Annotated in this window: 19 protein-coding genes; 15 read left to right on the top strand and 4 right to left on the bottom strand. The window is 65.0% G+C overall.

Going from position 1 to position 24,544, the window contains the following annotated elements; all coding sequences use genetic code 11:
* The 5 genes from JV551A3_RS15750 to JV551A3_RS15730 all read left to right on the top strand — a co-directional run.
* Positions 1-5,488: Ig-like domain-containing protein (locus JV551A3_RS15750; protein ID WP_133978895.1), on the top strand; the 5,488-nt coding region annotated here is incomplete at its 5' end.
* Positions 5,488-6,759, top strand: a complete 1,272-nt coding sequence (locus JV551A3_RS15745) for a TolC family protein (RefSeq protein ID WP_133972601.1) — start codon at positions 5,488-5,490, stop codon at positions 6,757-6,759. The genes JV551A3_RS15750 and JV551A3_RS15745, both read left to right, overlap by 1 nt.
* Positions 6,749-8,911: a type I secretion system permease/ATPase gene (locus JV551A3_RS15740; RefSeq protein WP_133972603.1), complete on the top strand. Its 2,163-nt coding sequence runs from the start codon at positions 6,749-6,751 to the stop codon at positions 8,909-8,911. Before JV551A3_RS15745 ends, JV551A3_RS15740 begins: the two co-directional genes overlap by 11 nt.
* Positions 8,901-10,088: an HlyD family efflux transporter periplasmic adaptor subunit gene (locus JV551A3_RS15735; protein WP_133972605.1), complete on the top strand. Its 1,188-nt coding sequence runs from the start codon at positions 8,901-8,903 to the stop codon at positions 10,086-10,088. Before JV551A3_RS15740 ends, JV551A3_RS15735 begins: the two co-directional genes overlap by 11 nt.
* A 268-nt stretch (positions 10,089-10,356) precedes the next feature.
* Entirely contained in the window at positions 10,357-10,779 is a 423-nt protein-coding gene (locus JV551A3_RS15730) for an anti-virulence regulator CigR family protein (protein WP_133972607.1), read from the top strand.
* Positions 10,780-10,939: 160 nt separating this feature from the next.
* Here the strand turns inward: JV551A3_RS15730 and osmE are convergent, their stop codons facing one another.
* Both osmE and JV551A3_RS15720 read right to left on the bottom strand, forming a co-directional pair.
* The gene (gene osmE, locus JV551A3_RS15725; RefSeq protein ID WP_133972609.1) at positions 10,940-11,296 is read right to left on the bottom strand and encodes an osmotically-inducible lipoprotein OsmE; all 357 of its coding nucleotides are present in this window, start codon (positions 11,294-11,296) and stop codon (positions 10,940-10,942) included.
* 338 nt (positions 11,297-11,634) lie between these two features.
* On the bottom strand, positions 11,635-12,870 hold the full coding sequence (locus JV551A3_RS15720) for an NADH:flavin oxidoreductase/NADH oxidase family protein (protein WP_133972701.1): 1,236 nt from the start codon (positions 12,868-12,870) through the stop codon (positions 11,635-11,637).
* A gap of 111 nt (positions 12,871-12,981) precedes the next feature.
* Between JV551A3_RS15720 and JV551A3_RS15715 the strand changes: the two genes are divergently transcribed.
* Positions 12,982-13,401 carry a MerR family transcriptional regulator gene (locus tag JV551A3_RS15715; RefSeq protein WP_133972703.1) on the top strand — a complete coding sequence of 140 codons (420 nt, stop codon included), beginning with the start codon at positions 12,982-12,984 and terminating at the stop codon, positions 13,399-13,401.
* Between the two features lie 153 nt (positions 13,402-13,554).
* Here JV551A3_RS15715 and JV551A3_RS31010 read toward each other — a convergent pair whose 3' ends face one another.
* Positions 13,555-13,761: a hypothetical protein gene (locus tag JV551A3_RS31010; RefSeq protein WP_112253939.1), complete on the bottom strand. Its 207-nt coding sequence runs from the start codon at positions 13,759-13,761 to the stop codon at positions 13,555-13,557.
* Between the two features lie 229 nt (positions 13,762-13,990).
* Here JV551A3_RS31010 and JV551A3_RS15700 point away from each other — a divergent pair, with 229 nt between their 5' ends.
* From JV551A3_RS15700 to JV551A3_RS15665, 7 genes are all read left to right on the top strand, one after another.
* On the top strand, positions 13,991-14,971 hold the full coding sequence (locus tag JV551A3_RS15700; protein WP_133972707.1) for a quinone oxidoreductase family protein: 981 nt from the start codon (positions 13,991-13,993) through the stop codon (positions 14,969-14,971).
* A 13-nt stretch (positions 14,972-14,984) separates the two neighbouring features.
* Positions 14,985-15,833: a TauD/TfdA dioxygenase family protein gene (locus JV551A3_RS15695; RefSeq protein WP_013972530.1), complete on the top strand. Its 849-nt coding sequence runs from the start codon at positions 14,985-14,987 to the stop codon at positions 15,831-15,833.
* 54 nt (positions 15,834-15,887) lie between these two features.
* On the top strand, positions 15,888-16,940 hold the full coding sequence (locus JV551A3_RS15690; protein WP_133972709.1) for a beta-keto acid cleavage family enzyme: 1,053 nt from the start codon (positions 15,888-15,890) through the stop codon (positions 16,938-16,940).
* 222 nt (positions 16,941-17,162) lie between these two features.
* On the top strand, positions 17,163-18,476 hold the full coding sequence (locus tag JV551A3_RS15680; RefSeq protein WP_133972713.1) for an MFS transporter: 1,314 nt from the start codon (positions 17,163-17,165) through the stop codon (positions 18,474-18,476).
* The gene (locus JV551A3_RS15675) at positions 18,473-19,126 is read left to right on the top strand and encodes a DsbA family protein (RefSeq protein WP_133972715.1); all 654 of its coding nucleotides are present in this window, start codon (positions 18,473-18,475) and stop codon (positions 19,124-19,126) included. Before JV551A3_RS15680 ends, JV551A3_RS15675 begins: the two co-directional genes overlap by 4 nt.
* Positions 19,123-19,449: a Rieske (2Fe-2S) protein gene (locus JV551A3_RS15670; RefSeq protein ID WP_133972717.1), complete on the top strand. Its 327-nt coding sequence runs from the start codon at positions 19,123-19,125 to the stop codon at positions 19,447-19,449. The genes JV551A3_RS15675 and JV551A3_RS15670 overlap by 4 nt, the downstream gene beginning before the upstream one ends.
* The gene (locus JV551A3_RS15665; protein ID WP_133972719.1) at positions 19,446-20,459 is read left to right on the top strand and encodes a YeiH family protein; all 1,014 of its coding nucleotides are present in this window, start codon (positions 19,446-19,448) and stop codon (positions 20,457-20,459) included. The genes JV551A3_RS15670 and JV551A3_RS15665 overlap by 4 nt, the downstream gene beginning before the upstream one ends.
* 155 nt (positions 20,460-20,614) lie before the next feature.
* Here JV551A3_RS15665 and JV551A3_RS15660 read toward each other — a convergent pair whose 3' ends face one another.
* Positions 20,615-21,625: an AraC family transcriptional regulator gene (locus JV551A3_RS15660; protein ID WP_133972721.1), complete on the bottom strand. Its 1,011-nt coding sequence runs from the start codon at positions 21,623-21,625 to the stop codon at positions 20,615-20,617.
* 305 nt (positions 21,626-21,930) lie between these two features.
* On the opposite strand from JV551A3_RS15660, the gene JV551A3_RS15655 reads away from it, so the two are divergent.
* On the top strand, positions 21,931-22,509 hold the full coding sequence (locus JV551A3_RS15655) for an RBBP9/YdeN family alpha/beta hydrolase (protein ID WP_133972723.1): 579 nt from the start codon (positions 21,931-21,933) through the stop codon (positions 22,507-22,509).
* Between the two features lie 74 nt (positions 22,510-22,583).
* Complete coding sequence (locus tag JV551A3_RS15650; RefSeq protein WP_133972725.1) at positions 22,584-24,539, top strand: DUF1302 domain-containing protein; 1,956 nt, start codon at positions 22,584-22,586, stop codon at positions 24,537-24,539.
* Positions 24,540-24,544 lie beyond the last annotated feature (5 nt).

The raw sequence follows: 24,544 nt of genomic DNA, 5'->3' as shown, positions 1-24,544 counted from the left end.
CACCGTGGTCAATGCCACGGCGAGCGACGCGGCTGGCAATACCGGCCCGGCAGCGACGGTCACCGTCGACTCCAGCGCGCCGGCTGCACCGGTAATCAATCCAAGTAACGGCGCGACCATCAGCGGTACCGCCGAAGCGGGCGCCACCGTCACCTTGACTGACGGCAGCGGCAACCCGATCGGCCAGGTTACCGCCGACGGCAGCGGCAACTGGAGCTTCACCCCTGGTTCACCGCTGGCCAACGGTACTGCAATCATCGCCACCGCGACTGACCCGACCGGCAACACCAGCGCGCCATCGAGCATCACAGTGGATACGGTGGCCCCGGCCGCACCGGTAGTCGAGCCGAGCAACGGCAGCGAAATCAGCGGCACCGCCGAGCCCGGCAGTACCATCACCCTGACCGACGGCAGCGGCAACCCGATCGGCCAGACTACCGCCGACGGCAGCGGCAACTGGTCGTTCACGCCAGGCACACCGTTGCCGGATGGCACTGTGGTCAATGCCACGGCGACCGACCCGGCCGGCAATACCAGCGGGCAGGGCAGCACCACGGTGGACGGCGTGGCACCAGGTGTACCCACCATTGACCTCAGCAACGGTACCAGCCTTAGCGGTACTGCCGAGCCGAACAGCACCGTGACCCTCACCGACGGCAGTGGCAATCCGATTGGCGAAGCCACCGCCGACGGCAGCGGTAACTGGACGTTCACGCCAGCCACGCCGTTGCCCAATGGCACCGTGGTCAATGCCACGGCGAGCGACGCGGCTGGCAATACCGGCCCGGCAGCGACGGTCACCGTCGACTCCAGCGCGCCGGCTGCACCGGTAATCAATCCAAGCAACGGCGCGACCATCAGCGGTACCGCTGAAGCGGGCGCCACCGTCACCCTGACCGATGGCAGCGGCAACCCGATCGGCCAGGTCACCGCCGACGGCAGCGGCAACTGGAGTTTCACACCGGGAAGCCCGTTCCCAAACGGTACTGTGGTCAATGCCACCGCGACTGACCCGACCGGAAACACTAGCGCGCCATCGAGCATCACAGTGGATACGGTAGCCCCGGCCGCACCGGTGGTCGAGCCGAGCAACGGCAGCGAAATCAGCGGCACCGCCGAGCCCGGCAGTACCATCACCCTGACCGACGGCAGCGGCAACCCGATCGGCCAGACTACCGCCGACGGCAGCGGCAACTGGTCGTTCACGCCAGGCACACCGTTGCCGGATGGCACTGTGGTCAATGCCACTGCGACCGACCCTGCCGGCAATACCAGCGGGCAGGGCAGCACCACCGTGGACGGCGTGGCCCCGGGTGTGCCCACCATCGACCTCAGCAACGGCAGCAGCCTCAGCGGTACTGCCGAGCCGAACAGCACCGTCACCCTCACCGACGGCAGTGGCAATCCGATTGGCGAAGCCACCGCTGACGGCAGCGGCAACTGGACATTCACGCCAGCCACGCCGCTGCCCAATGGCACCGTGGTCAACGCCACAGCGAGCGACGCGGCTGGCAATACCGGCCCGGCAGCGACGGTCACCGTCGATTCCAGCGCGCCGGCTGCCCCGGTAATCAATCCAAGTAACGGCGCGAGCATCAGCGGTACCGCCGAAGCGGGCGCCACCGTGACCCTGACCGACGGAAGCGGCAACCCGATCGGCCAGGTCACCGCCGACGGCAGCGGTAACTGGAGCTTCACCCCTGGTTCACCGCTGGCCAACGGTACCGTAATCATCGCCACGGCAACTGACCCGACCGGCAACACCGGTCCGCAGGCCGCCACCACGGTAGATTCAGTGGCCCCGGCCGCGCCGGTGGTCGAGCCGAGCAACGGTAATGAAATCAACGGCACCGCCGAGCCGGGCAGCACCGTGATCCTCACCGATGGCAGCGGCAACCCCATCGGCCAGACTACTACCGACAGCAGCGGCGACTGGAGCTTCACTCCCGGTACGCCGCTAGCCAATGGCACCGTGGTCAACGCCGTGGCCCGGGACCCGGCCGGCAACACTGGCCCGCAGGGCAGCACCACGGTGGATTCGATCGCACCAGCCGCGCCGGTGGTCAATCCGAGCAACGGCGCCGTGCTCAACGGTACTGCCGAGCCGAACAGCACCGTGACCCTTACCGACGGCAGCGGTAATCCCATTGGCGAAGCTACCACTGACGGCAGCGGCAACTGGACATTCATCCCCGGTACGCAACTGCCCGATGGCACCGTGGTCAACGCTACGGCGACCGATGCCGCCGGCAATACCGGCGCTCCTGGCAGCACTACCGTGGACTCGTCGCTGCCGTCGATTCCGCAGGTCGATCCGAGTAACGGCTCGGTGATCAGCGGTACCGCAGATGCGAATAACACCATTATCCTCACCGATGGCAGCGGCAACCCGATCGGCCAGGTCAGCGCCGACGGCAGCGGCAACTGGTCGTTCACGCCGGGCGTACCGCTGCCGGATGGCACCGTGGTCAACGTGGTGGCACGCAACGCCAGTAACATCGATAGTGCACCAGCGATCATTACCGTGGACGGCGTGGCGCCGGCTGCACCGGTGGTCGAACCGAGCAACGGCACGGAAATCAGCGGTACCGCCGAAGCGGGCGCGACTGTCATCCTTACCGATGGCGGCGGCAACCCGATAGGTCAGACTACCGCCGACGGCAGCGGCAACTGGTCGTTCACGCCCGGTGCACCGTTGGCCAATGGCACAGTCATCAACGCCGTGGCCCAGGACCCGGCCGGCAACACCAGCGGGCCGGCCAGCGTCACCGTTGACGCCATCGCGCCGGCCGCTCCGATCATCAGCCCGAGCAACGGTGTGGTGATCAGTGGTACCGCCGAAGCCGGGGCCAAGGTGATTCTCACCAACGGTAGCGGCAACCCGATCGGCGAGACGACCGCCGATGGCAGTGGCAACTGGGCCTTCACGCCTGCGCCTGCGCTGGCCAACGGTACGGTGATCAACGCCGTGGCCCAGGACCCGTCCGGCAATACCAGCGGCCCGACCAGCACCACCGTTGACACCATCGCCCCGGCCGCCCCGGTCATCAACCCGAGCAACGGAGTGGTGATCAGTGGTACCGCAGAGATTGGCGCCAAGGTGATCCTCACCGACGGCAGCGGCAACCCGATTGGCCAGGCTACCGCGGACGGCAGCGGGAACTGGTCGTTCACGCCAGGCACGCCGCTGGCCAACGGCACGGTGATCAACGCCGTGGCTCAGGACGCCGCCGGCAACACCAGCACCCCACAGGTCAGCACCACCGTGGATGCGGTCGCCCCTGGCCAGCCGACGATCGAGCCGAGCAACGGTACCGAGATCAGTGGTACCGCCGAAGCCGGGGCCAAGGTGATCCTCACCGACGGCAGCGGCAATCCGATCGGCGAGACGACCGCCGACGGCAGCGGCAACTGGTCGTTCACCCCCGGTACGCCATTGGCCAACGGCACGGTCATCAACGCCGTGGCCCAGGACCCGGCAGGCAATACCAGTGCTCCAGTGGTCAGCACCACGGTCGATGCCATCGCCCCGGCCGCGCCGACTATCGAGCCGAGCAATGGTGTGGTCCTCGCTGGTACTGCTGAACCCGGCGCCACCGTCATCCTCACCGATGGTGGCGGCAACCCGATCGGCGAAACGACGGCGGACGGCAGTGGCGACTGGAGCTTCACCCCAACCACGCCGCTGCCCAATGGCACGGTGGTCAACGCGGTGGCCGAGGACGCCGCAGGTAACACCAGTGGCCCGGCCAGTACCACGGTCGACACGGTGGCACCGTCGGCGCCGCTGCTGAGCATCAGTGCCGACGGGGCACTGCTGACCGGTACCGCCGAGCCGAACAGCCAGGTACGCCTCGTGATCGACGGCGATACCGCCAACCCGATCACGGTGAATGTCGACGGCAGCGGCAACTTCAGCCTGCCGTTTGCGCCGCCGCTGATCACCGGCGAGCTGATCAGCGGGGTCACCGCCGATGCTGCCGGCAACCTCAGCGGCCCATCGACGATCAACGCGCCGGACCTGGCACCGCCGACCATCAGCGTGCCGGAGGCCGCCGATACCTGGATCAACGCTGCCGAGATCAGCGACGGCATCCAGGTCGACGTGACCATCCGCCCGACCATGCAGGTCGGCCAGGTGATCACTGTCGCCTTCGCCGGGCAGAACGGCTACGAGACGCAGGCAACGCACACCATCACCGCCAGCGATATCCTGGCCGGCAGTGTCACGGTGACCATTCCCCCTGGCGGTGGCATGGGGCCGTTCCCCGAGGGCGCTTCTACCGTCACTGCAGACATCAATGGCGGTACCGCGTCGAGCTCGGTGCCATTCACCGTCGACACCATCCCGCCTGCGACCCCGGTGCTGTCGCTGGTGGGCAGCATCCTGACCATCTCCACCGACCCGGGAACCGACCTGACGGTCGAAGTGGACATCGGCGGCGTCACCGCCACCGCCACGGTGACTGCCGACAATAGCGGGCTGGCTTCTTTGAACCTGCTCACCGACCTGGACATCGACCTTACCCTGGACCAGTTGCTCAATGCCCAGGTCTCGGTGACTGGCGAGGATCCGGCCGGCAACACCAGCAATGTGGCGACCATCGGTGTCGGTAGCAGCATCGAGCAGCCAGTGACCATCGGCAACTTCGGCGTCGATGTCAGCCTCAACCCGCTGAGCCCGCGGTTCGGTTTCAGCGGCACCACCGAGCCGGACTCCAGCGTGGTGATCCGTGTCATTACCCCGGCGCTGAACGTCGAACTGCTACCGATTACGGCGGACAACTCTGGCAACTTCTCGCTGAACCTGCTGAGCCCGACCGTACTCACCCAGTTGGGGTTGAACATCACCGATATCCTCAACCTCGGTTCGCAGATCTCGTTCAATATCGTCGCCACCGATACCAACGGCAACGACAGCTCGGCCTACGGCATCACCCTGACCCCGAACGGGCTGTCGCTGAACGTGGGCCAGATCGACGTCAACGGTACCTCCGGGGACGATGTGATGTCCGGGGCGGACGGCAGTTCGGAGCACATCAACGCAGGTGATGGCAATGACCTGATCTTCGATGTGGGGACTGGCGACCACGTGGTGGCCGGGAACGGCAACGATGCCATCCAGATCACCGCGACCAACTTTGTCAGCATCGACGGCGGCGCGGGCTTCGACACGTTAATCCTGGCCGACGGCATCGACCTCGACTACAACGCCGTCGGCGTCGGCACGCTCTCCAACATCGAGCGTATCGACCTCGGCAAAGGCGACTCGGGGAGTGTGCTGACCCTGACTGCGGCGGAGGTCGACGCCATCACCGATGCCAACAACGTCCTGCAGATCACCGGCGAGAGCAACGACACGCTCAACGTGGTGGGTGCCGTGAACACAGGGACCACCCAGCAGCTCAACGGCATTACCTATGATGTCTACAACTTTGGCAGCAGTACCCTGCTGATCGAGGACAACACGGTACAGGTCGTGGTCTGATGCGCGGCCTGTCCGTGCACAAGGGAAGGCGCCTTGGCGCGGGAGCCCTTTGGCTCCTGTGCCTCGGGCTGCCGCTGTCCGCATCGGCCATCCCGCTCGACCAGGCGGTGCGGGCGGGGTTGGCGATTCACCCGCAGGTGCGTTCGGCGATGGCCGAAGCGGATCGTGCGGGCACCGAGGTGGAGATCGCCAAAGGTGGTTACTACCCCTCCGTCACCATGTCCGGAGGGCCGCAGGAATTCGATGTTGGTGAGGTCGTCTACGACGTCACCGTGTCGCAGATGCTGTATGACTGGGGCAGGGTGACGAGCAAGGTCGACAGCGCCAGCGCGACCCGGCGCAAGCTGTCCGAGGCGGTGCTGGTGGCGCGCGACGATGCGGCGCTGGATATCGTCGAGACCTACCTCGACGTACTTGCCTCGGAGCGCCGGGTAGAGACGGTGCGCCAGCACATCCAGCGTCTGGACGCCATCCGCGAGATGACCCAGGCACGCGGCAGCGATGGTTACGCCGACCGCAGCGAACTGGACCGCGCCAACCTCGAACTGGCGCGTGCCCAGGAACAGTTGTCGCTGGAGAAGGGCAACCTGCAGGACGCGCGCAACCAGTACGCGATCCTGGTTGGCCAGGACCCCGCCGAACTGGTGGAGCCCGAGCCGATGTCGCTGCAGCGCTACCTGGGTGCCAGCGATGTGGCGCGGGTGATCCGTGAATCGCCGTTGCAGCGCAAGGCATTGGAGGACGCCAATGTCGCCGAGGCGCAAGTCCGCGAGGCCAAGGCTTCGTTGCTGCCGCAATTGAACCTGGAGGCCTCCGCGTTGCGCCGGGAGATCGGCGGTCGCCCGGAAAGCGACTCGGTGATGTCGTTGCGCTTTCGCATGGACACCTTTCAGGGGCTTTCCAACTTCCGCCGGCCGACTGCTGCGCAACAACGTCTGGAGTCGGCGCAATGGACGGCCGATGCGATGCAGCGTGACATCCGCCGGCAGTTGCAGACGCTGTTCGACAACGCTGACACGCTGCGCTGGCGGGAGCAGTCGCTGAGCCAGCAGGTGACGGAGTCGGAGCAGGTTGGCGAGCTGTACCGCGAGCAGTTCGAGGTCGGCCGCCGCGACGTGATCGACTTGCTCAACGTGCAGCGCGAACGTTTCGAGGCCGAGCGGCAGTTGATCAATCTGCACATCGAGCGCAAGCGCATCGAGTACCGCGCGGCCGCGCAGGTCGGGCTGTTGGGGGCACTACTGGAGAATCGGTTGAATCATGGAAGTTGAACAATCCCCGGACAATGTCGTGCCCCTGAACCACGACGACCCGCTACGCCAGGGCCTGCTGCTGCTGTGCCGGCAACTGGGCCGGCCGCTGGGCGACGCCGAACTGGTCGACGGCCTGGCACTGGAGCACGGACGCCTGCCGCTGCGCCTGGTGGTCCGCGCCCTGCGCCGCGCAGACATCACTGCCAAGGTCGCGGAGCTGCCGTTGCGGCAGATGGACGCCTACCTGCTGCCGGCGCTGCTGCTGCTCGGCGATGGCCGCAGCCTGCTGCTGGTCGGCATCGAGGGCGAGCAGTACGAGGTGCTGGTGCCGCAAAGCGAGGGTGGCCGTGAGTGCATGGTGCTGCCCGCTCTGGAGGCGCTTTACAGTGGCACTGCGGTGTTCGCCAAGTGCCGCTACCGCCCCGATGGCCGGGTGGGCGACTACGCCAGCGGCCTGCCGGAACACTGGTTCTTCGGGCCACTCAAGCGGCTCTGGCGCTCCTATGCGGAAGTCACGGCGGCAGCCCTGGTGGCCAACGTCCTGGCCGTCGCCTCGGCGCTGTTCGCCATGCAGGTATACGACCGCGTGGTGCCCAATGCCGCCTTCGATACCTTATGGATCCTCGCCAGCGGCGTGGCCCTGGCGATCATCGTCGACGGAGTGTTGCGGATCCTTCGCGGGCACCTGCTGAACGTACTCGGCAAGCGCCTGGACCTGCAATTGTCGAGCCTGCTGTTTGCGCGCGTACTGAGCACCCGGATCGCCGCCAAACCGGCGTCGATGGGCGCGTTCAGTACCCAGGTGCGTGAGTTCGAGTCGGTCCGCGAGTTCTTCACTTCGTCCAGCGCCGCACTGATCAGCGACCTGCCGTTCGTGGCGATCTTTCTGTCGATCATTGCCGTGATCGGTGGCCATGTGGTCTGGGTGCCGCTGGTGGCCTGTGTGTTGATGCTGCTGCCGGGGCTGCTGACCCAGCGCCTGCTCGGGCACCTGTCGCGGCAGAACCTGCGCGAAGGGGCGATGAAGAACAGCGTGCTGCTGGAAGCCTTCGAGCACCTGGAGACGGTCAAGGCCACGCGTGCCGAGGGCCGCTGCCGGCAGCAGTGGGAGATGCTCACCGGCGAACTGGCTGGTACCGCAATGAAGACCCATGCCCTGGCCTCGACCCTCAGCTATTCGGCGAGCATCGTCCAGCAGTTGTGCTATGTCGGGGTGGTGGTGTTCGGCGTCTACCGCATAAGCGACGGGGCGATGACCGTCGGTGCCCTGGTGGCCTGTTCGATCCTGGCCTCGCGGGCCATCGCACCGCTGTCCCAGGCTGCTGCCATCCTCGGTCGCTGGCAGCACACCAAGGTGGCGCTTGAAGGCCTGGACCAGCTGATGTCCGCCGAACAGGAGCGCCCCGCCGGGAAGCGCTTCGTGCATCGCGACCGGCTGCACGGGCATTACCGCCTGGAGGCGCTGCGCCTGGCCCATGGCGACAGCCCGCCGGTGGTCGATGTGCAGGCGCTGAGCATCCAGGCCGGCGAGCGGGTGGCGCTGCTCGGCGGCAACGGCGCCGGCAAGTCGACCCTGCTGCGGCTGCTCAGCGGCCTGCTCGACGCCCAATCCGGCCGGCTGTTGCTGGACGACATCGCCCTGAGCCAGATCGACCCGGCCGACCGTCAGCGCGGCATCGGCTACTTGCCGCAGGATGTGGCGTTGTTCCACGGCAGCCTGCGGGAAAACCTCAACCTGGCTAACGCCGCGCTGGGCGACGAGGAATTGCTGGATGCCCTCGATGGCGTGGGGCTGGGCACTTTCGTACGCGCCCACCCGTTGGGCCTGGACATGCCGATCCTGGGCAACGCCAGCCTCTCCGGTGGCCAACGCCAGGCGTTGGGGCTGGCCCGAGTACTGCTGCAGGACCCGCCGATCCTGCTGCTCGACGAGCCGACCGCAGCCTTCGACCAGAACAGCGAGAAACAGGTCATCGATTACCTGCAGAAATGGCTGGGCCGGCGTACCTTGATCCTCACCACCCACAAGAAAAGCGTCTTGGCGCTGGTGGACCGTGCCGTGGTACTGCGCAACGGCCAGGTGATCATGGACGGCCCGCTGAACCAGGTGGTGCTGGGCAATCAGGTGCAGGCGCCGCAGGTCGCCGAAGGAGCTGGCCATGGCAGCTGAGAAAAGTTCTGCAGTGCTACGCCGGCAACTGGCCGACCCCTTGCTGGCCACCACTCACCCGGTCTATCGCCCGCTGCTCTGGACCCTGCTTGGCACTGTCGTGCTGTTCGTCGCCTGGGCCGCCTGGGCGGAGCTCGATGAAGTGACGCGCGGTGACGGGCGTGTGGTGCCGTTCAGCCGCATCCAGAAGATCCAGAGTCTGGAAGGGGGCATTCTTGACCGTCTGCTGGTGCAGGAGGGCGACCTGGTGGAGGTCGGCCAGCCACTGCTGCGCCTGGACGAGACGCGCTTTCTCACCAATTTCCAGGAGTCAGCCAACCAGGCCGGCGTGCTGCGCGCGGCCATCGCCCGGCTAGACGCCGAAGTGCTGGGCAAGGCGACCATCGAGTTCCCGCCGGACATCGACCCGCAAGGGCCGCTGGCGCGTTCCGAGCGCGAGCTGTTCAAGTCGCGGCGGGACAAGCTGCTCGAAGGCAGCCAGGCGATCCAGAGGCAGATCAGCCTGGCCCAGAGCCAGCTCGACCTGGTCCGCCCGCTGGTGGCCAAGCGTGCGGTAAGCCAGATGGAGGCGCTGCGGCTGAGCCAGGACATCGCGACCCTGAACGGCAAGTTGACCGAGCTCAAGAGTAGCTACTTCCAGGATGCCTACACCGAGCGCTCACAGCGCAAGGCTGACCTCAGCGCCCTCGAGCCGATCGTCCAGCAGCGCCAGGACCAGTTGCGCCGTACCGGCATCGTTTCGCCGGTGCGTGGGCGGGTCAACACCGTGCTGATCAACACCCGTGGTGGGGTGATCCAGCCCGGCGAGGCGATCATGGAAGTGATACCGGTGGAGGACCGTCTGCTGGTCGAGGCCAGGATCAAGCCGCGTGACGTGGCCTTCCTGGTGCCGGGCATGCCGGCCAAGGTGAAGATCACCGCCTATGACTTCAGCATCTATGGCGACCTCAAGGGTACGCTGGAGCAGATCAGCGCCGACACCATCGAGGAGGACACGCCCCATGGCAAAGAGTCGTACTACCAGGTGCTGATCCGCACTGACGGCAGCCAGCTCAAGCGCGACGATGAGGTGCTGCCGATCATCCCCGGCATGGTAGCCGAGGTGGATATCCTCAGCGGCAAGCGCAGCGTGCTCAATTACTTGCTGCGCCCGCTGATCAAGGCCCGTCTCTACTGAGCTGGAGCGCCAGATGGGCAGGCCCGGTCAGCGAGGCGTCAGGAACAGGAATTGCAAGATCCCTGCAAACCTGCCCATTTGGGGATACGGCCATGCTTCCAGAAGACCTGTACTTCATGTTTCTCTTCGCCATTGCCGTGCTGGCCCTTGATGTGGCAGCCGTCATGCTCTATCGGAGTGCCAAGCCCTGACCCGCGTTTGGGGACTTTCACCCTGAACCGGGTTCTGGTCTACAGTGCTGGGACGTCTCTCATGTAAGGAAACAGTTATGGCAATGCGTCGATGGGCAGTTGTCGCTACCTCGATCGTGCTGGCAGCGGGGCCACCGCTTACTTATGCCGACCCGGGTAATGGCAAGGGGCAGGGCCATGGCAAGGACAAGGGCCAGCATGGTCAAGGTCACGGGGGCTCGTATGGTGGCCCGTCCATAAACCGTGGCGATGTGCTTGGCATACTTGACGGGCACCGCAGCTACTGGAGCGCAGGGCAGGCGCTGCCGCCCGGCATCCAGAAAAACCTGGCCCGTGGCAAACCGCTGCCGCCGGGTATCGCCAAGAAGCTGGATGGCAGGCTGCTGGGGCAGCTCCCTCATTATGATGGCTATGAATGGATGCAGGCGGGTGCGGACCTGATCCTGGTGGCGGTCGCTACGGGGATCATCTACGAGGTGTTGAACGGCGCGCTGGATTGACCCCAAGCCTGCCGTTCTGCAGGTACGGCGCGTTCTTTCGGCTGGTTGGGGCCCTGTGGGAGCGGGTTCACCCGCGAGGGCAGCCGCGCGACCTTCTACAAGGGCAGCTTCCTGTCTGGCGACAACCTGCGCCAGGCTGCCAGGGAATGCCTGGACTGAGTCAATAACCCGAGCCGCTAGAGCCGCCCATGCTCGGCAGGCGGGCCTTGCGCTGGGCATTGCTCCACTCTGCGCAGGTCATGAAAGCGGTATTGTCCACTTCGCCGGCACCGTCGAAGCTGACGCTATAGGGTTGACGGTTGTCGGCCTTGGTCAGCATGTAATCGAAGCAGGTGCCGGGTACCACAGTGCGCCTGGATTCGGCATCAGGCTTGCCGCCGATCTGCATGACCTGGTCTTTGCTCATGCCGTTTTCGACTTTCGCTACCAGCGGCTGGTCATGGTATAGCGCTGAATTGGACGAGCAGGCAGGAAGCGCTATCAGTGCGAAGATGAGCGCGTGAAGGGGTTTGTTCATGGCAATGCTCCGGTAGAGAACGCCGATGAAGGCAGGGGCTGCGGATTGTGGGGCTGCTGGCGCAGCCCATCGACGCGGTTCGTCGCCACGACAAGCCACCACCTCGACCACACCGGCCTCAAGCCATGTGCAAATACCTGTAGGAGCGGCCTTGTGTCGCGATGGGGCGCGCAGCGGCCCCAGGTTTTCAGCTTCGCAGCAAAGATTGCCGGGGCCGCTGCGCGGCCCATCGCGACACAAGGCCGCTCCTACAAGGGCCAGTGCTGGCTTGAAGATATATATCCAAGACAGTTGCTCCCAGAGCGAATGTACGACCCTTGGCTTTGCCGATCACACCATCAATCCGCTCGGCTTTTCATCATACGCCTGTACTGGCGCACCCGCAGCAACGTGCAGCCTTGCTCCAGCAACAAGGCGCGCAATGGCGAAGCATGCGCCTTGGGCCGGTTGCCGGCCGCCAGGCGACGCATCTGCAATTTCACCAGGGCCATGTAGGCCAGTGCGGCAAATGCCTTGCGCTTCCAGCGAATGGGTTGCAGTTCGGCGGTTGCCGTCTGCTCGCCGTTCTGCCAGCGCCGGGGCAGGGCAGGCTCGACTGCCAACGCCGTGGCAAGCCCCGCCATGGCCACACCGCTGGCCAGCACCTGCTCGACTACCGGCAAGCGCCGGATGCCGCCGGTGACCATCACCGGCATCTTCGCGATGGCGGCGATTTCCCGGGCGAACTCCAGGAAGTAGGCCTCGCGAGCCAGGGTGCGTCCATCGCGGGCGTCGCCTTGCATCGCCGGTGCTTCATAACTGCCGCCCGACAGCTCCACCAGGTCCACCGGCAACTCATTCAGCCACAGCACTACCTGGCGTGCATCCGCCGGTTCGAAACCGCCACGCTGGAAGTCCGCCGAATTCAGCTTCACTGCCACGGCGAAACCGGGTGAAACCACCTCGCGCACGGCCTTGACCACTTCAAGCAGCAACCGCGCGCGATTTTCCAGGCTGCCCCCCCAGCGGTCCTGGCGCTGGTTGCTCAGTGGCGAAAGAAACTGGCTCAGCAGGTAACCGTGGGCAGCGTGGATCTGTACGCCACTGAAACCGGCTTCTTCAGCCAGCGCCGCAGTGCGGGCGAAGCGCTGGATCAACGCGCCGATCTCGGCTTCATCCAGCGCCTTGGGCAGGGGGAACAGCCTGGACAAACCGCCCATGTCCAGGGCGATGGCCGAAGGCGCCACGGTGGGCTGGCCGAGGTTGGCCTGCATCTGACGCCCCGGGTGGTTGATCTGCATCCAGAACTGCGCGCCGTGGGCGCGGCCGATGCGTGCCCAGTCGCGAAAGCGTTGCAGTGGCTGGCTGGCATCAAGCATCACGCCGCCTGGGCCGGTCATGGCGCCGGGGTCGACCATCACGTTACCGGTCAGCAACAGCCCGGCACCGCCCTCTGCCCAAGCCTGGTAAAGGCGCAGCAGCTGGTCGGAAGGGGTCTGGTCCGGGTTGGCCAGGTTTTCCTCCATCGCCGCCTTGGCGATGCGATTGGGAATGACACTGCCATTGGGCAGGCGCAGGGGCTGGAACGGCGTCATGGCGATCTCCGGAAAGGCTTGCCACGCATCGCTTTGTGCGCGCGTGGGCTAGGTTCGGGAGAAGGCTAAGGTTAAAGTCAACGTTAAGGTCAAGAGGGGAATATTGCCAGAATGAAAATTGGTGAACTGGCGCGACGCACGGGGCTTAGTGCATCGCGTATCCGCTTTTACGAAGCCAGCGGGCTGATTACCGCGCGGCGCCTGGGCAATGGTTACCGGGATTACCCCGAGCAGGTGGTGCGGGCGCTGGAGATTATCACCTGCGGCCAGCAGGCAGGGTTCAGCCTTGAAGAAATGCGCAAACTCACCGATGCCTCCGGGGCTGCGGCGGATGGCCATGGTTTGTTGCTGGCCAGTCTCAAGCGCAAGGTAGCGGAGATCGAAGCGATGCAGCAGCGGCTGGCGCACAACCGAGCGCAGTTGCTGGCGGTTATTGCCGGCATGGAAGGCAAGCCACAAGGCATGGATTGCGAGGAGAACGCCCAGCGCCTGATTGCCGGTTGGCAGAAGGGCGAGGCCACGAAAACGTAACCCCCCCTGTGGGAGCGGCCTTGTGTCGCGAAAGGGGTGCGCAGCGCCCCCGAGACTTCAGTGTCAACACGCAAATTGCCGGGGCCGCTTTGCGGCCCTTTCGCGACACAAGGCCGCTCCCACAGGGATCGAGCGAGCCTACTGCTTGCGCGATCAGCCTGCACCACCGCGCTTGTTCATCTGCTCGCACTGCATCAATGCATCCGTCCTGCTTGGATAACTGGGCTTGAGCCGCTCCTTCGCTTGGTTATCGTAAATGTCGAACCCCCCACAAACGGTAGCGGCGTAATACCGGCTACCCACGCGGAACGACTCCTTTTCGATCGGCACAGCGGGAACGATAACGAATCTTGGTTGCATTTTTCGTGCCTCCCCAGGCAGAGACTTAAGTATTAGTCTGACCATGGGAAAGCATCAAGGAGGCTCATGAATAAAACCCAGGTTTCGTGATTGGCAGGTCGACACCCGCACTGTCATCAAATGAAAACCCGCTGTCGTCCGATGCGAAGCACCCCGCACACCAAGGGCATACAGTCCAATCACCCAGAACTGACGCCATGCGTCCAGATCGATGATTGGAGAGACAAGCATGTCCAAAGTCGTACGTTTCCATCAGACCGGTGGCCCCGAGGTGCTGCGCTACGAGGACGCCGAGGTCGGCGAGCCTGGCCCGGGGCAGGTGCGCTTGCGCCAGGTGGCGGTAGGCCTGAACTACGCCGATACCTATTTCCGCAACGGCACCTACCCGATCCCGCTGCCCAACGGCATTGGCGTGGAAGCGGCCGGCGTGGTCGAAGCGCTGGGCGAGGGCGTGACTCAGGTGGCGGTCGGTGACCGGGTCACCTACACCGGTTTCCTCAACACCTTGGGCGCCTATTGCACCGAGCGCCTGATCCCCGCGGCCGCGCTGATCAAGCTGCCGGATACCATCGCCTTCGAAACCGCCGCTGCCATGACCATGCGTGGGCTGACCAGCGCTTATCTGCTGCGTCGGCTCCATGCGTTCAAACCCGGCGACAGCGTGCTGCTGCATGCTGCCGCTGGCGGGGTCGGGCTGATCGTCGCGCAGTGGGCGCAGCTGCTGGGGCTGAATGTGATCGGCACGGTGTCCACCGAGGCCAAGGCTGAGGTAGCTCGCGCCCATGGCTGCAACCACGTCATCAACTACAGCGTCGAGGACGTTGCCACGCGCGTGCGTGAGCTGACCGACGGGGTTGGGGTGAACGTGGTGTTCGACAGCGTTGGCAAGAACACCTTCATGGGCTCGCTCGATTCGCTCAAGCGCCGCGGCCTGATGGTTTGCGTCGGCACGGCGTCAGGCACCATCCCGCCGTTCGACCCGCAGTTGCTGGCGATCAAGGGCTCGCTGCAGCTCACCCGCCCGGCACTGGCCGACTTCATCGCCGACCCGGCGGAAAAGGCCGACCTGGCCGGCGAGCTGTTCGATCATGTCGGCAGCGGGCGCATCCGTATCGAGATCAACCAGCACTATGCACTGCAGGATGCCGTCCAGGCCCACCGTGACCTGGAAGCGCGCAAGACCACCGGCTCGTCGATCTTCGTCATCTGAATAGGGCAACTGCATGCACATCGAACAACTGACCTGCGCGATCGGTGCCGAGGTAAGTGGGGTCAACCTGGCCGACGCGATCCACGACGACGACCTGTTCGCCCAGCTTCGCGCGCAGTTGCTCCGCCACCGCGTGCTGTTCCTGCGTGACCAGCACTTCAGCCGCGCCGAACATGTGGCGTTCGCCCGTCGCTTCGGCGACCTGGAGGACCATCCGGTGGCTGGCAGCGACCCGGAGCATCCGGGCCTGGTACAGATCTACAAGCGCCCGGACCAGCCCAACGACCGCTATGAAAACGCTTGGCACACCGACGCCACCTGGCGCGAGGCCCCGCCGATGGGTTGTGTGCTGCGCTGCATCGAATGCCCGCCCGTGGGGGGCGACACGATGTGGGCGAACATGGTGCTGGCCTATGAAAACCTGCCAGGCGATGTCAAGGCCAAGATCGAAGGCCTGCGCGCCCGCCACAGCATCGAAGCGAGCTTTGGCGCAGCCATGCCGCTGGAAAAGCGCCTGGCGCTGAAGGCGCAGTTTCCCGATGCCGAGCACCCGGTGGTGCGTACCCACCCGGAAACCGGCGAGCAGGTGCTGTTCGTCAACGCCTTCACCACTCATTTCAGCAATTACCACACCCCGCAGCGGGTGCGCTTCGGGCAGGACGCCAACCCCGGCGCCAGCGACCTGCTGCGCTACCTGATCAGTCAGGCCTACCTGCCGGAGTACCAGGTGCGCTGGCGCTGGAAGCCCAACAGCGTGGCGATCTGGGACAACCGCAGCACCCAGCACTACGCCGTCATGGACTACCCACCGTGCCACCGCAAGATGGAGCGCGCCGGGATCAAGGGCAGCCCCACGTTCTGAGTTCGTCGCCGTCGCTGGCGGCAACCGCACAATAACAATAGCGAGGACTACAGCATGCAATTCTTCGACGATTCGTTGCACCCGGAAAACATGGAAAAGGTGGTGATCACCGTGGCCCCCTATGGCCCGGAGTGGATGCCCGACGACTTCCCTGAAGACATCCCCTTGACCATGGATGAGCAGGTGCAGAAGGCTGTCGACTGCTATGAGGCCGGCGCCACCGTACTGCACCTGCACGTGCGTGAACTGGACGGCAAGGGCTCCAAGCGCCTGTCCAAGTTCAACGAGCTGATCGCCGGGGTGCGCGAAGCGGTGCCGGACATGATCATCCAGGTTGGCGGGTCGATTTCCTTCGCCCCGGAAGGAGAAGGCGAGGCAGCCAAGTGGCTGTCGGACGACACCCGGCACATGCTCGCCGAGCTGACGCCGCGCCCCGACCAGGTGACCGTGGCCATCAACACCACGCAGATGAACATCATGGAATTGCTGTACCCCGAGTACCTGGAAGGCACCTCGCTGGCCAGCCCGGCGATTCATGCTGCCTACAGCGAAATGACCGTACCGGCCGGTCCGGCCTGGGTCCGTGAGCACCTGCGCCGCTTGCAGGCCAGCAACATCCAGCCGCATTTCCAGCTGACTGGCATGCACGCCCTGGAGACGCTCGAACGCATCGTCCGCCGCGGTGATTACATGGGCCCACTGAACCTGACCTGGATCGGCATTGGCGGCGGTTTCGACGGCCCCAACCCGTTCAACTTCTTCAACTTCATCCACCGCGCGCCGGACGGTTGCACCCTGACCGCCGAATCGTTGCTCAAGAACGTGCTGCCGTTCAACACCATGGCCCTGGCCATGGGCCTGCACCCACGCTGCGGCAACGAAGACACCATCATCGACCAGCATGGCAAGCGCTTCACCTCGGTGCAGCAGATCCAGCAGACCGTGCGTGTGGCCCATGAGCTGGGCCGCGAAATTGCCAACGGCAAGGAAGCACGCGCGATCTACCGCATCGGGCAGCAGTACGACAGCATCGAGCAGACCCTCAAGGCCAACGGCATGGCGCCAAATCGCCAGCCGGGTGTGAAGGGCGTGCCGCAGCGCGGTTAATACAGCAGGGTGCCACGGTCCTGATGCTTTTTTGTGGGAGCGGCCTTGTGTCGCGAAAGGGCTGCAGAGCAGCCCCAGCAATTACTGCTCTGTCGCTGATTACTGGGGCTGCTACGCAGCCCTTTCGCGACACAAGGCCGCTCCCACAGCGACCGAGCAAGGTTTTGCAGTCGTACATAACAACAAGAACAACCTCACGCCCTACACCCCCAAGGAGGCAACATGGCCACCTATCTTGCCAGTGCCGAAGAGTCCGGCACCGACACCGCCCACAGCGTCCCCCGGCGCTATGCCTGGGTAGTCTTTGCCCTGACCTTTGGCCTGTTGATCTCCGACTACATGTCGCGCCAGGTGCTCAATGCGGTTTTCCCGCTGCTCAAGGGCGAATGGGCGCTCAGCGACAGCCAGCTGGGCCTGCTCAGCGGTATCGTCGCGCTGATGGTCGGCCTGCTGACCTTCCCGCTGTCGCTGTTGGCCGACCGTTTCGGCCGGGTGCGCAGCCTGGTGCTGATGGCGGTACTGTGGAGCCTGGCCACCCTCGGCTGCGCCCTGGCAGAAAACTACCCGCAAATGTTCATCGCTCGGTTTCTGGTCGGGGTGGGCGAGGCTGCCTACGGCAGTGTCGGCATCGCCGTGGTGGTCGCCGTGTTCCCCCGCGACATGCGCTCGACCCTGGCCGGTGCGTTCATGGCGGGTGGCATGTTCGGCTCGGTACTGGGCATGGCCCTGGGCGGTGTGCTGGCCCAGCACCTGGGTTGGCGCTGGGCATTCGCCGGCATGGCGCTGTTCGGCCTGGTGCTGGCGATGCTGTACCCGCTGATCGTCAAGGAGGCGCGAATTGCGCCTCGATGCGCGCAGCAGCCGCAAGGCAAGGCCAGCCGCCCGCTGCGCACCCTGTACAGCAGCCGTTCGGTCATCGCGGCCTACGTCGGCAGCGGGCTGCAGCTGTTCGTCGGCGGCACCGTGATCGTGTGGATGCCCAGCTACCTTAACCGCTATTACGCCATGGGCACCGACCGCGCCGGGGCGATTGCCGCCGTCATCGTGCTGTGCAGCGGTATTGGCATGATCCTCTGCGCCATGCTCTGCGACCGCCTCGGGCGGCAGCGCCCGGACCGCAAGATCAGTCTGGCCATCGCCTACTGCCTGGGCAGTTGCGCGCTGCTGTCGATCGCGTTCGCACTGCCAGCCGGCACCGCCCAACTAGTGCTGATCTGCCTGGGCATGATGATCGCCGCCGGCACCAACGGCCCGTCCAGTGCCATGGTCGCCAACCTTACCCTCGCCGCGGTGCACGGCACCGCGTTTGCCACCCTGACCTTGGCCAACAACCTGTTGGGCCTGGCCACCGGGCCGCTGATCACCGGGCGCGTTTCCGACCTGATCGGCCTGCATGCCGCCTTCCAGCTGGTGCCGCTGATGAGCATTGGCGCGGCGGCGGTGTTTTTCCTTGCCAAACGACATTACCACCGGGACATGGAGCGCCTGCATGCACCGGCAGGCGACGCTGCTGCACCCGAGGAGTTGAAACCGTGAAACAGCTGTTGTCCGTTGAAGTGTTCTTCGATTTCGTCTGCCCGTGGTGCCTGATTGGCCAGCGGCACCTGCAGGCCGCCCTGTTGCTGTTGCAGCGCGAACAGCCGCAAGTGCAGGTACAACTGCAATGGCGAGGCGTGCAGTTATTGCCTGGCTTGCCAGCCAGTGGTGTGCCATTCCATGCCTTTTACCTGCAACGCCTGGGTAGCGAGGAGGCTGTACGCGAGCGCCAGGCCCAGGTGCGCGCCGCTGCCCGCGTGGTAGGCGAGGACATCGATTTCTCGCGTATTCGCCGCATGCCTAACACCGCCAGTGCCCATCGGCTGCTGCAACGGGCCACCCGGCTGCTCGATGCAGCGCAACTGGAGGCCTTGCTGGCACAGCTGTTCATCGCCTATTTCCACCAGGGCCGCGACCTGGGGGATAGCCGAACCTTGCTCGACATCGCCCGGCGTTGCGGGCTGGAGGCCGCACAGGTAGTCGACTGCCTGCGTGACGACGGCAGCCCATTCCTCGATGGGGCGGGGCGCGCAGGCAGTGCCGTGCCGCGGTTTCGCTTCAATCAGGGGCCGCTCATCGCTGGCGCGCACCCTGCCGAGGTGCTGTTTGCAGCCATGACCGAAGCACTGCAAGAGGTTGAACGGGCATGACCCGGCGCATTGCATTGGCCCCCCATCAAGTGCCGGAACGAGACAGCCGTGTGTTGTTGGCCTGCGAAGGGCGCAGCGTGGCGCTGTTCAACGTTGCCGACTCGCTCTATGCCATCGAAGACAGCTGCCCGCACCAGGGCGCGTCGTTGTGCGGCGGGCGGCTGGAAGGCCGTGTCATCCAGTGTTGCGCGCATGGCCTGCGCTTCGACCTGGCCAGCGGCTACCTGGTCAATTCCAGAGCCTTGAAGGTTGCCAGCTACCCGGTCGAGCAGCAGGGCGGGCAGGTCTATATCGTGTTTGACAGTGAGGAAGCGGGGCAATGAATACACTGGCACTTGGCGCTACCCATCAGCGTATCCGCACCCTCGCCCCGGGGGTGGTGGTCAGTCTTGTCGTCGGTGCGGCCGCCAGTTTCCTCAGTGAGCATTACGCAGCGCCGGTCATGCTGTTTGCCTTGCTGTTGGGGATGGCGCTTAACTTTCTTGCGGTCGACGGCCCGTGCAAGGCTGGTATCGAGTTCACCGCCCGCACGGTACTGCGCCTGGGTGTGGCGCTACTTGGCATGCGCATCACCCTGGACCAGATCGCCAGCCTGGGCTGGAAGCCCGTGGCCCTGGTCATCACCCTGGTGGTGGTAACGATCCTGGTCTCGGTGGTGGTGGCCAAGGCGCTAGGGTTTTCACGGCTGTTCGGCATGCTTACCGGCGGTGCCACGGCCATTTGCGGTGCCTCGGCGGCGCTGGCGCTGGCGGCCGCCTTGCCCCAGCACCCGCGCAAGGAGCATGCAACGCTGTTCACCGTGATCGGCGTGTCGGCGCTGTCGACCCTGGCGATGACCCTCTACCCGATGATTGCCCAGTGGCTGCACCTGTCGCCAGCGCAGGCCGGGGTCTTCCTCGGTGCGACCATCCACGATGTGGCGCAGGTGGTGGGGGCGGGCTACAGCATGTCTACCGAGACCGGTGACATCGCCACCGTGGTCAAGCTGATGCGGGTGGCCATGCTGTTGCCGGTCATCGTCTGCGCCGCCATGATCACCCGGCGCCAGGGCCTTGAGGCCGGCGGGCAAAGGCCGCCCTTGCTGCCATGGTTCGCGGTCGGCTTTCTGCTGCTGGCGTGCGTCAACAGCACAGGCTGGGTACCCACCGTGGTGCAGGGCGGCATCAACGACCTGTCGCGTGGCTGCCTGGTGGTGGCGATCAGTGCTCTGGGCATGAAAACCCAACTAAAGGCGCTGGCCTCGGTCGGGGTGAAACCTATCGCGCTGATGATGGGGGAAAGTGTGTTTCTTGTGCTTTTGGTGCTGGCGTTGATGCACTGGGGCCTTGCCTGACTGCTTGACGCGGTCGATTGTAGGAGCGGCCTTGTGTCGCGATAGGGCTGCGCAGCAGCCCCGGCAATATGGACGTCTGCACTGAACCCCCGGGGCTGCTGCGCAGCCCTATCGCGACACAAGGCCGCTCCTACACGGGCCGTACCAGGATCAAGCTAAAGCCCTTGATCATCCCGCTGCGCTCGCCAACTGGCCGGCGGCATGCCGAACTGGGCGATGAACCAGCGGGTGAACGAGCTGGGCATCGAATAACCCAGCATGTCGGCGATACGCCCCAGCGAATAGCCGGGGTTTTCCAGGTAGCGCATCACCAGGTCGCGGCGCACGCTGTTGATCAGGTCCTTGAAGGTCAACCCGCTTTCTTCCAGGCGCCGCTGAAGGGTGCGTACGTTCATGCCCTGGGTTTGCGCCACCTGCTCGATGGTGGCGCGGCCCATGGGCAGCAGCAGGTAGATGGTCTTGCGCAACTCCAGCTCCAGGGACGGCGTGCCGCCCGCCGGCAGGCTGTCCAGATAGCGCTGCGCCAGGCGCGCCATCGCCTCGTTGGCCTGCGGGCTGGCGCTGTCGAGATCGGCGGCGGGGCAGACGATACCGTTGAACTCACTGCCGAACACCAGCGTGCAGCCGAAAATGCGCCGGTGGGTGGCCAGGTCGGCGGGAGGCGCGTGGGTGAAGTTGGCGCTGATCGGGTGCCAGTGCGCACCTAGCAGCGCCGCGCACAGGCGCATCATCACGCCGATGGCCAGTTCGGTGGCCTGGCGACTGCAGGGCGCGCGCTCGTTGATCACCTCCTCGCGAATGACCACGGTCTTGCCAGCTTCCTCGATATGAATGGCCAGGGCGTCATTGAGCAGGTGACGGTACTGCACGATCACCTGCAGCGCATCACGCAGGGTACGTTGGTGGCTGAGCAGCAGGCTGATTTCGCCGAAGTCCGACAGTTGCCGCAACTCGGCCATGCGCAGGCCGAAGCTTTCGCAACGGGTGGCGCCGGCGGAGGCCTCCAGCAAGCTGATGACGCTGGCAACCGGGATGCGCCGGTTGGGGTCATCGAGCAACGCGGCGCTGAGGCCAACCTGTGCCAACAGCGCATGGGGATTGAGGCCCAGGTGGCGGGACACTTCAAGGTAATTGGTCAAGCTGGCGGCACGGACTAGGGCAGGCATTTTTTGTTGTTATCCATGTTTTCCGGGCTAACTGCTGCTTTCTTGTAGGAGCAGCCTTGTGCTGCGAAGAGGCCAGTACGCCGGACATCACTGCCATGGCCTTTACGGACTCTTCGCAGCACAAGGCTGCTCCTACAAAAAGCGAGCGGCTGATTGGTTATAGCCTGCGTGTCATGAATTGAAAAGCAAAGCCCTGTATCGACCATTGTCATCAAATGAAAAGCCCCTGACGCCCAATGTGAAGCACCCGGTGGGAGGGCTGTTTACTGTGAACCTCAAGAGCTACACCGCACACGAGGTTCACCGTGGAAAAACTGCAAACCGCTGCCACCGTGCTGATCGTCGCCGGCCTGCGCGACCATGTCGCCGAGCACTGGCAGACCCTGCTCGCAGGCCGCCTGGCCAAGGTGCGCAGCGTACCGCCGCCGCAGGCCGACGGCCTTTGCTGCACAGCCCGGGTCGAGGCGATCCAGCGCGAGCTGGACCAGATCGAGGGTGAAGTGATTCTGGTGGCGCACAGCGCTGGCGTGTTGATGGTCGCCCATTGGGCGGCGCGCTACCGGCGGCCGATCAAAGGCGCATTGCTGGCGGCGCCACCCGACCTGAACGCGCAATGGCCGGCCCACTACCCAAGCCCGGCCAGCCTTGTCGAGCACGGCTGGTCGCCCTTGCCCCAAGAGCCGCTGCCGTTCCCCAGCATTGTCGCGGCCAGCAGCAACGACCACCTGGCCAGCTTTACCGCAGCCAGCACCCTGGCCCAAGGCTGGGGTAGCGAACTGGCCGCATTGGGGGCCGTCGGCCACCTCAACCCGGCCTCCGGCTTCGGCCCCTGGCCGCAGGCCGAGGCTTTCATCCAGCGACTGGACCAACCCAACCTGCAATAGCGCATGGACGCCCCAGCCACGCTCGCAAAAGACGGGCGGCGTAAAAAACAATAACAATACGTGGAGCCATCGTAATGCCAGAACACCGCATTCACCGTGCTGTGAAACCACAGCGCTGCCTGCTCGCCTGCGCCATCGGCCTGCTCACGCTGCCCGCCGCCCAGGCGTTCGAAGTCGATACCGGTAGTGAAAACTGGGCCGTGCGCTTCGACAACACCGTCAAGTACAACTACGGCGTACGCACCGAAAGTGCTGACAAGCGCATGCTCGGCACGCCCAACAGCAACGATGGTGACTACAACTTCCGCAAGGCCGGCACCAACATCACCAACCGGGTCGACCTGCTGAGCGAACTGGACGTGGTCTACCAGGGCAACACCGGGTTCCGCGTCAGTACGGCCAGCTGGTACGACAAGGCCTATGACAACACCGGCTCCAACAGCAACCCGTTCGTCAACGGCAACGGTGACCAGTCCGGCATCAACCCCAGCCTCAATGGCCTGCCTGGCACCGGTGTGCCGCTGGGCAGCCCGCACCTGAGCAACTACGCCCAGCGCTACTACAGCGGCCCGTCCGGTGAAGTGCTGGATGCCTTCGTGTTCTTCAGCCGTGAAGTCGGCGAGGCCTCGCAGGTCAGCGCCAAGCTTGGCCAGCACAACCTGTTCTGGGGTGAAACCCTGCTCAACCCGGTGCATTCGCTGAGCTACGGCCAGTCGGGCCTCGACCTGGCCAAGCTGGCCGCCTCGCCGGGCACCGAGGCCAAGGAACTGTTCGTGCCGCGCAACCAGCTGTCGACCTCGTTCCTGGTCAACTCCGAACTGACCCTGGGCGCCCAGTACTTCTTCGACTGGGACGCCGCCCGCCTGCCTGAAGCCGGTACCTACTATGGTGGCTCGGACGTGGTAGGCGAGGGCGCCGAAAGCTTCCTGCTCGGCCACACCGGGACCCCGGGGTTGATCCCGGTGCGCGGCGCGCTGACCACCATCCGTCGTGGCCATGATCTGAATCCGGGCAAGAGCGGCGACTGGGGCATCATGGCCAAATGGTCACCCGAGTGGCTGGGCGGCACCCTCGGCTTCTACTACCGCAAGACTTCCGAGATCCTCCCGCAAGTCTGGCTCGACGCGCGCGGCATGACCGTCGCCAACGGCCCGTTCGGCAACCCGCCGGGCAGCCGCCAAGGCGCAGTCGGCAACCTGTACAACTCGCTGCAAAGCACTACTTACCAATTCGCCTATTCCGACGACATCGACATCTATGGCCTGAGCCTGTCCAAGGATGTGGGGGGCATCAGCGTCGGCAGCGACCTGAACATCCGCCACAACATGCCGCTGGCTAGCATCCCGGCAACCGTCAGTGCCCCTGGCCAGGGTGGCCTGGGCGGCGGCTTCGGCCTGCTGCCGGCACGCCTGCCCAGCAGCGGCGTGATCTACGACGTGCCCAAGGATGGCGACAGCCTGAGCGCCACCGGCGACACCCTGCACTGGACCTTGAACGGCCTGATGACCATCGGCGATACGCCGCTGTTCGATTCGGCAACCCTGCTTGGCGAGCTGTTCTACAGCAACCTGCTCAAGCTCGATGGCCACAACGAGGCCTTGTACAAGGGCAAAAGCAGCTACCGCGGCATCGACAAGGCCACCCGCGACAACTGGGGCATTGCCGTCAACTTCACCCCTACCTGGTACCAGGTGCTGCCCGGCATGGACCTGAGCATGCCGCTGTCGGTCAACGTCGGCCTCGACGGCGTGTCGCCGGTGCAGGGCGGCGGTGCCGAGAACACCGGCAACTATGCGGTAGGCGTGAGCGCCGCGATCTACAACCAGTACTTTGTCGACCTCAAGTACGTCGACAGTTTCGGTGAGACCAAGGCCTGCAAGGACGGCCAGACCGACGGCAGCACCCCCAACGCCCTGGACGGCGAACAGGATTACACCTGCTATGGCGGCGGCTACGCCTCCTTCTCTGGCGGTGGGGCCACCACCGAGGACCGTGGCGCCCTGTACCTGACCGTCAAGACGACCTTCTGAATCAT

This window comes from Pseudomonas inefficax (assembly GCF_900277125.1).
Classification (GTDB): Bacteria; Pseudomonadota; Gammaproteobacteria; order Pseudomonadales; family Pseudomonadaceae; genus Aquipseudomonas; species Aquipseudomonas inefficax.
The sequence above is the reverse complement of the archived record's forward strand: the minus strand, read 5'-3'. Positions and strand labels throughout refer to the sequence as shown.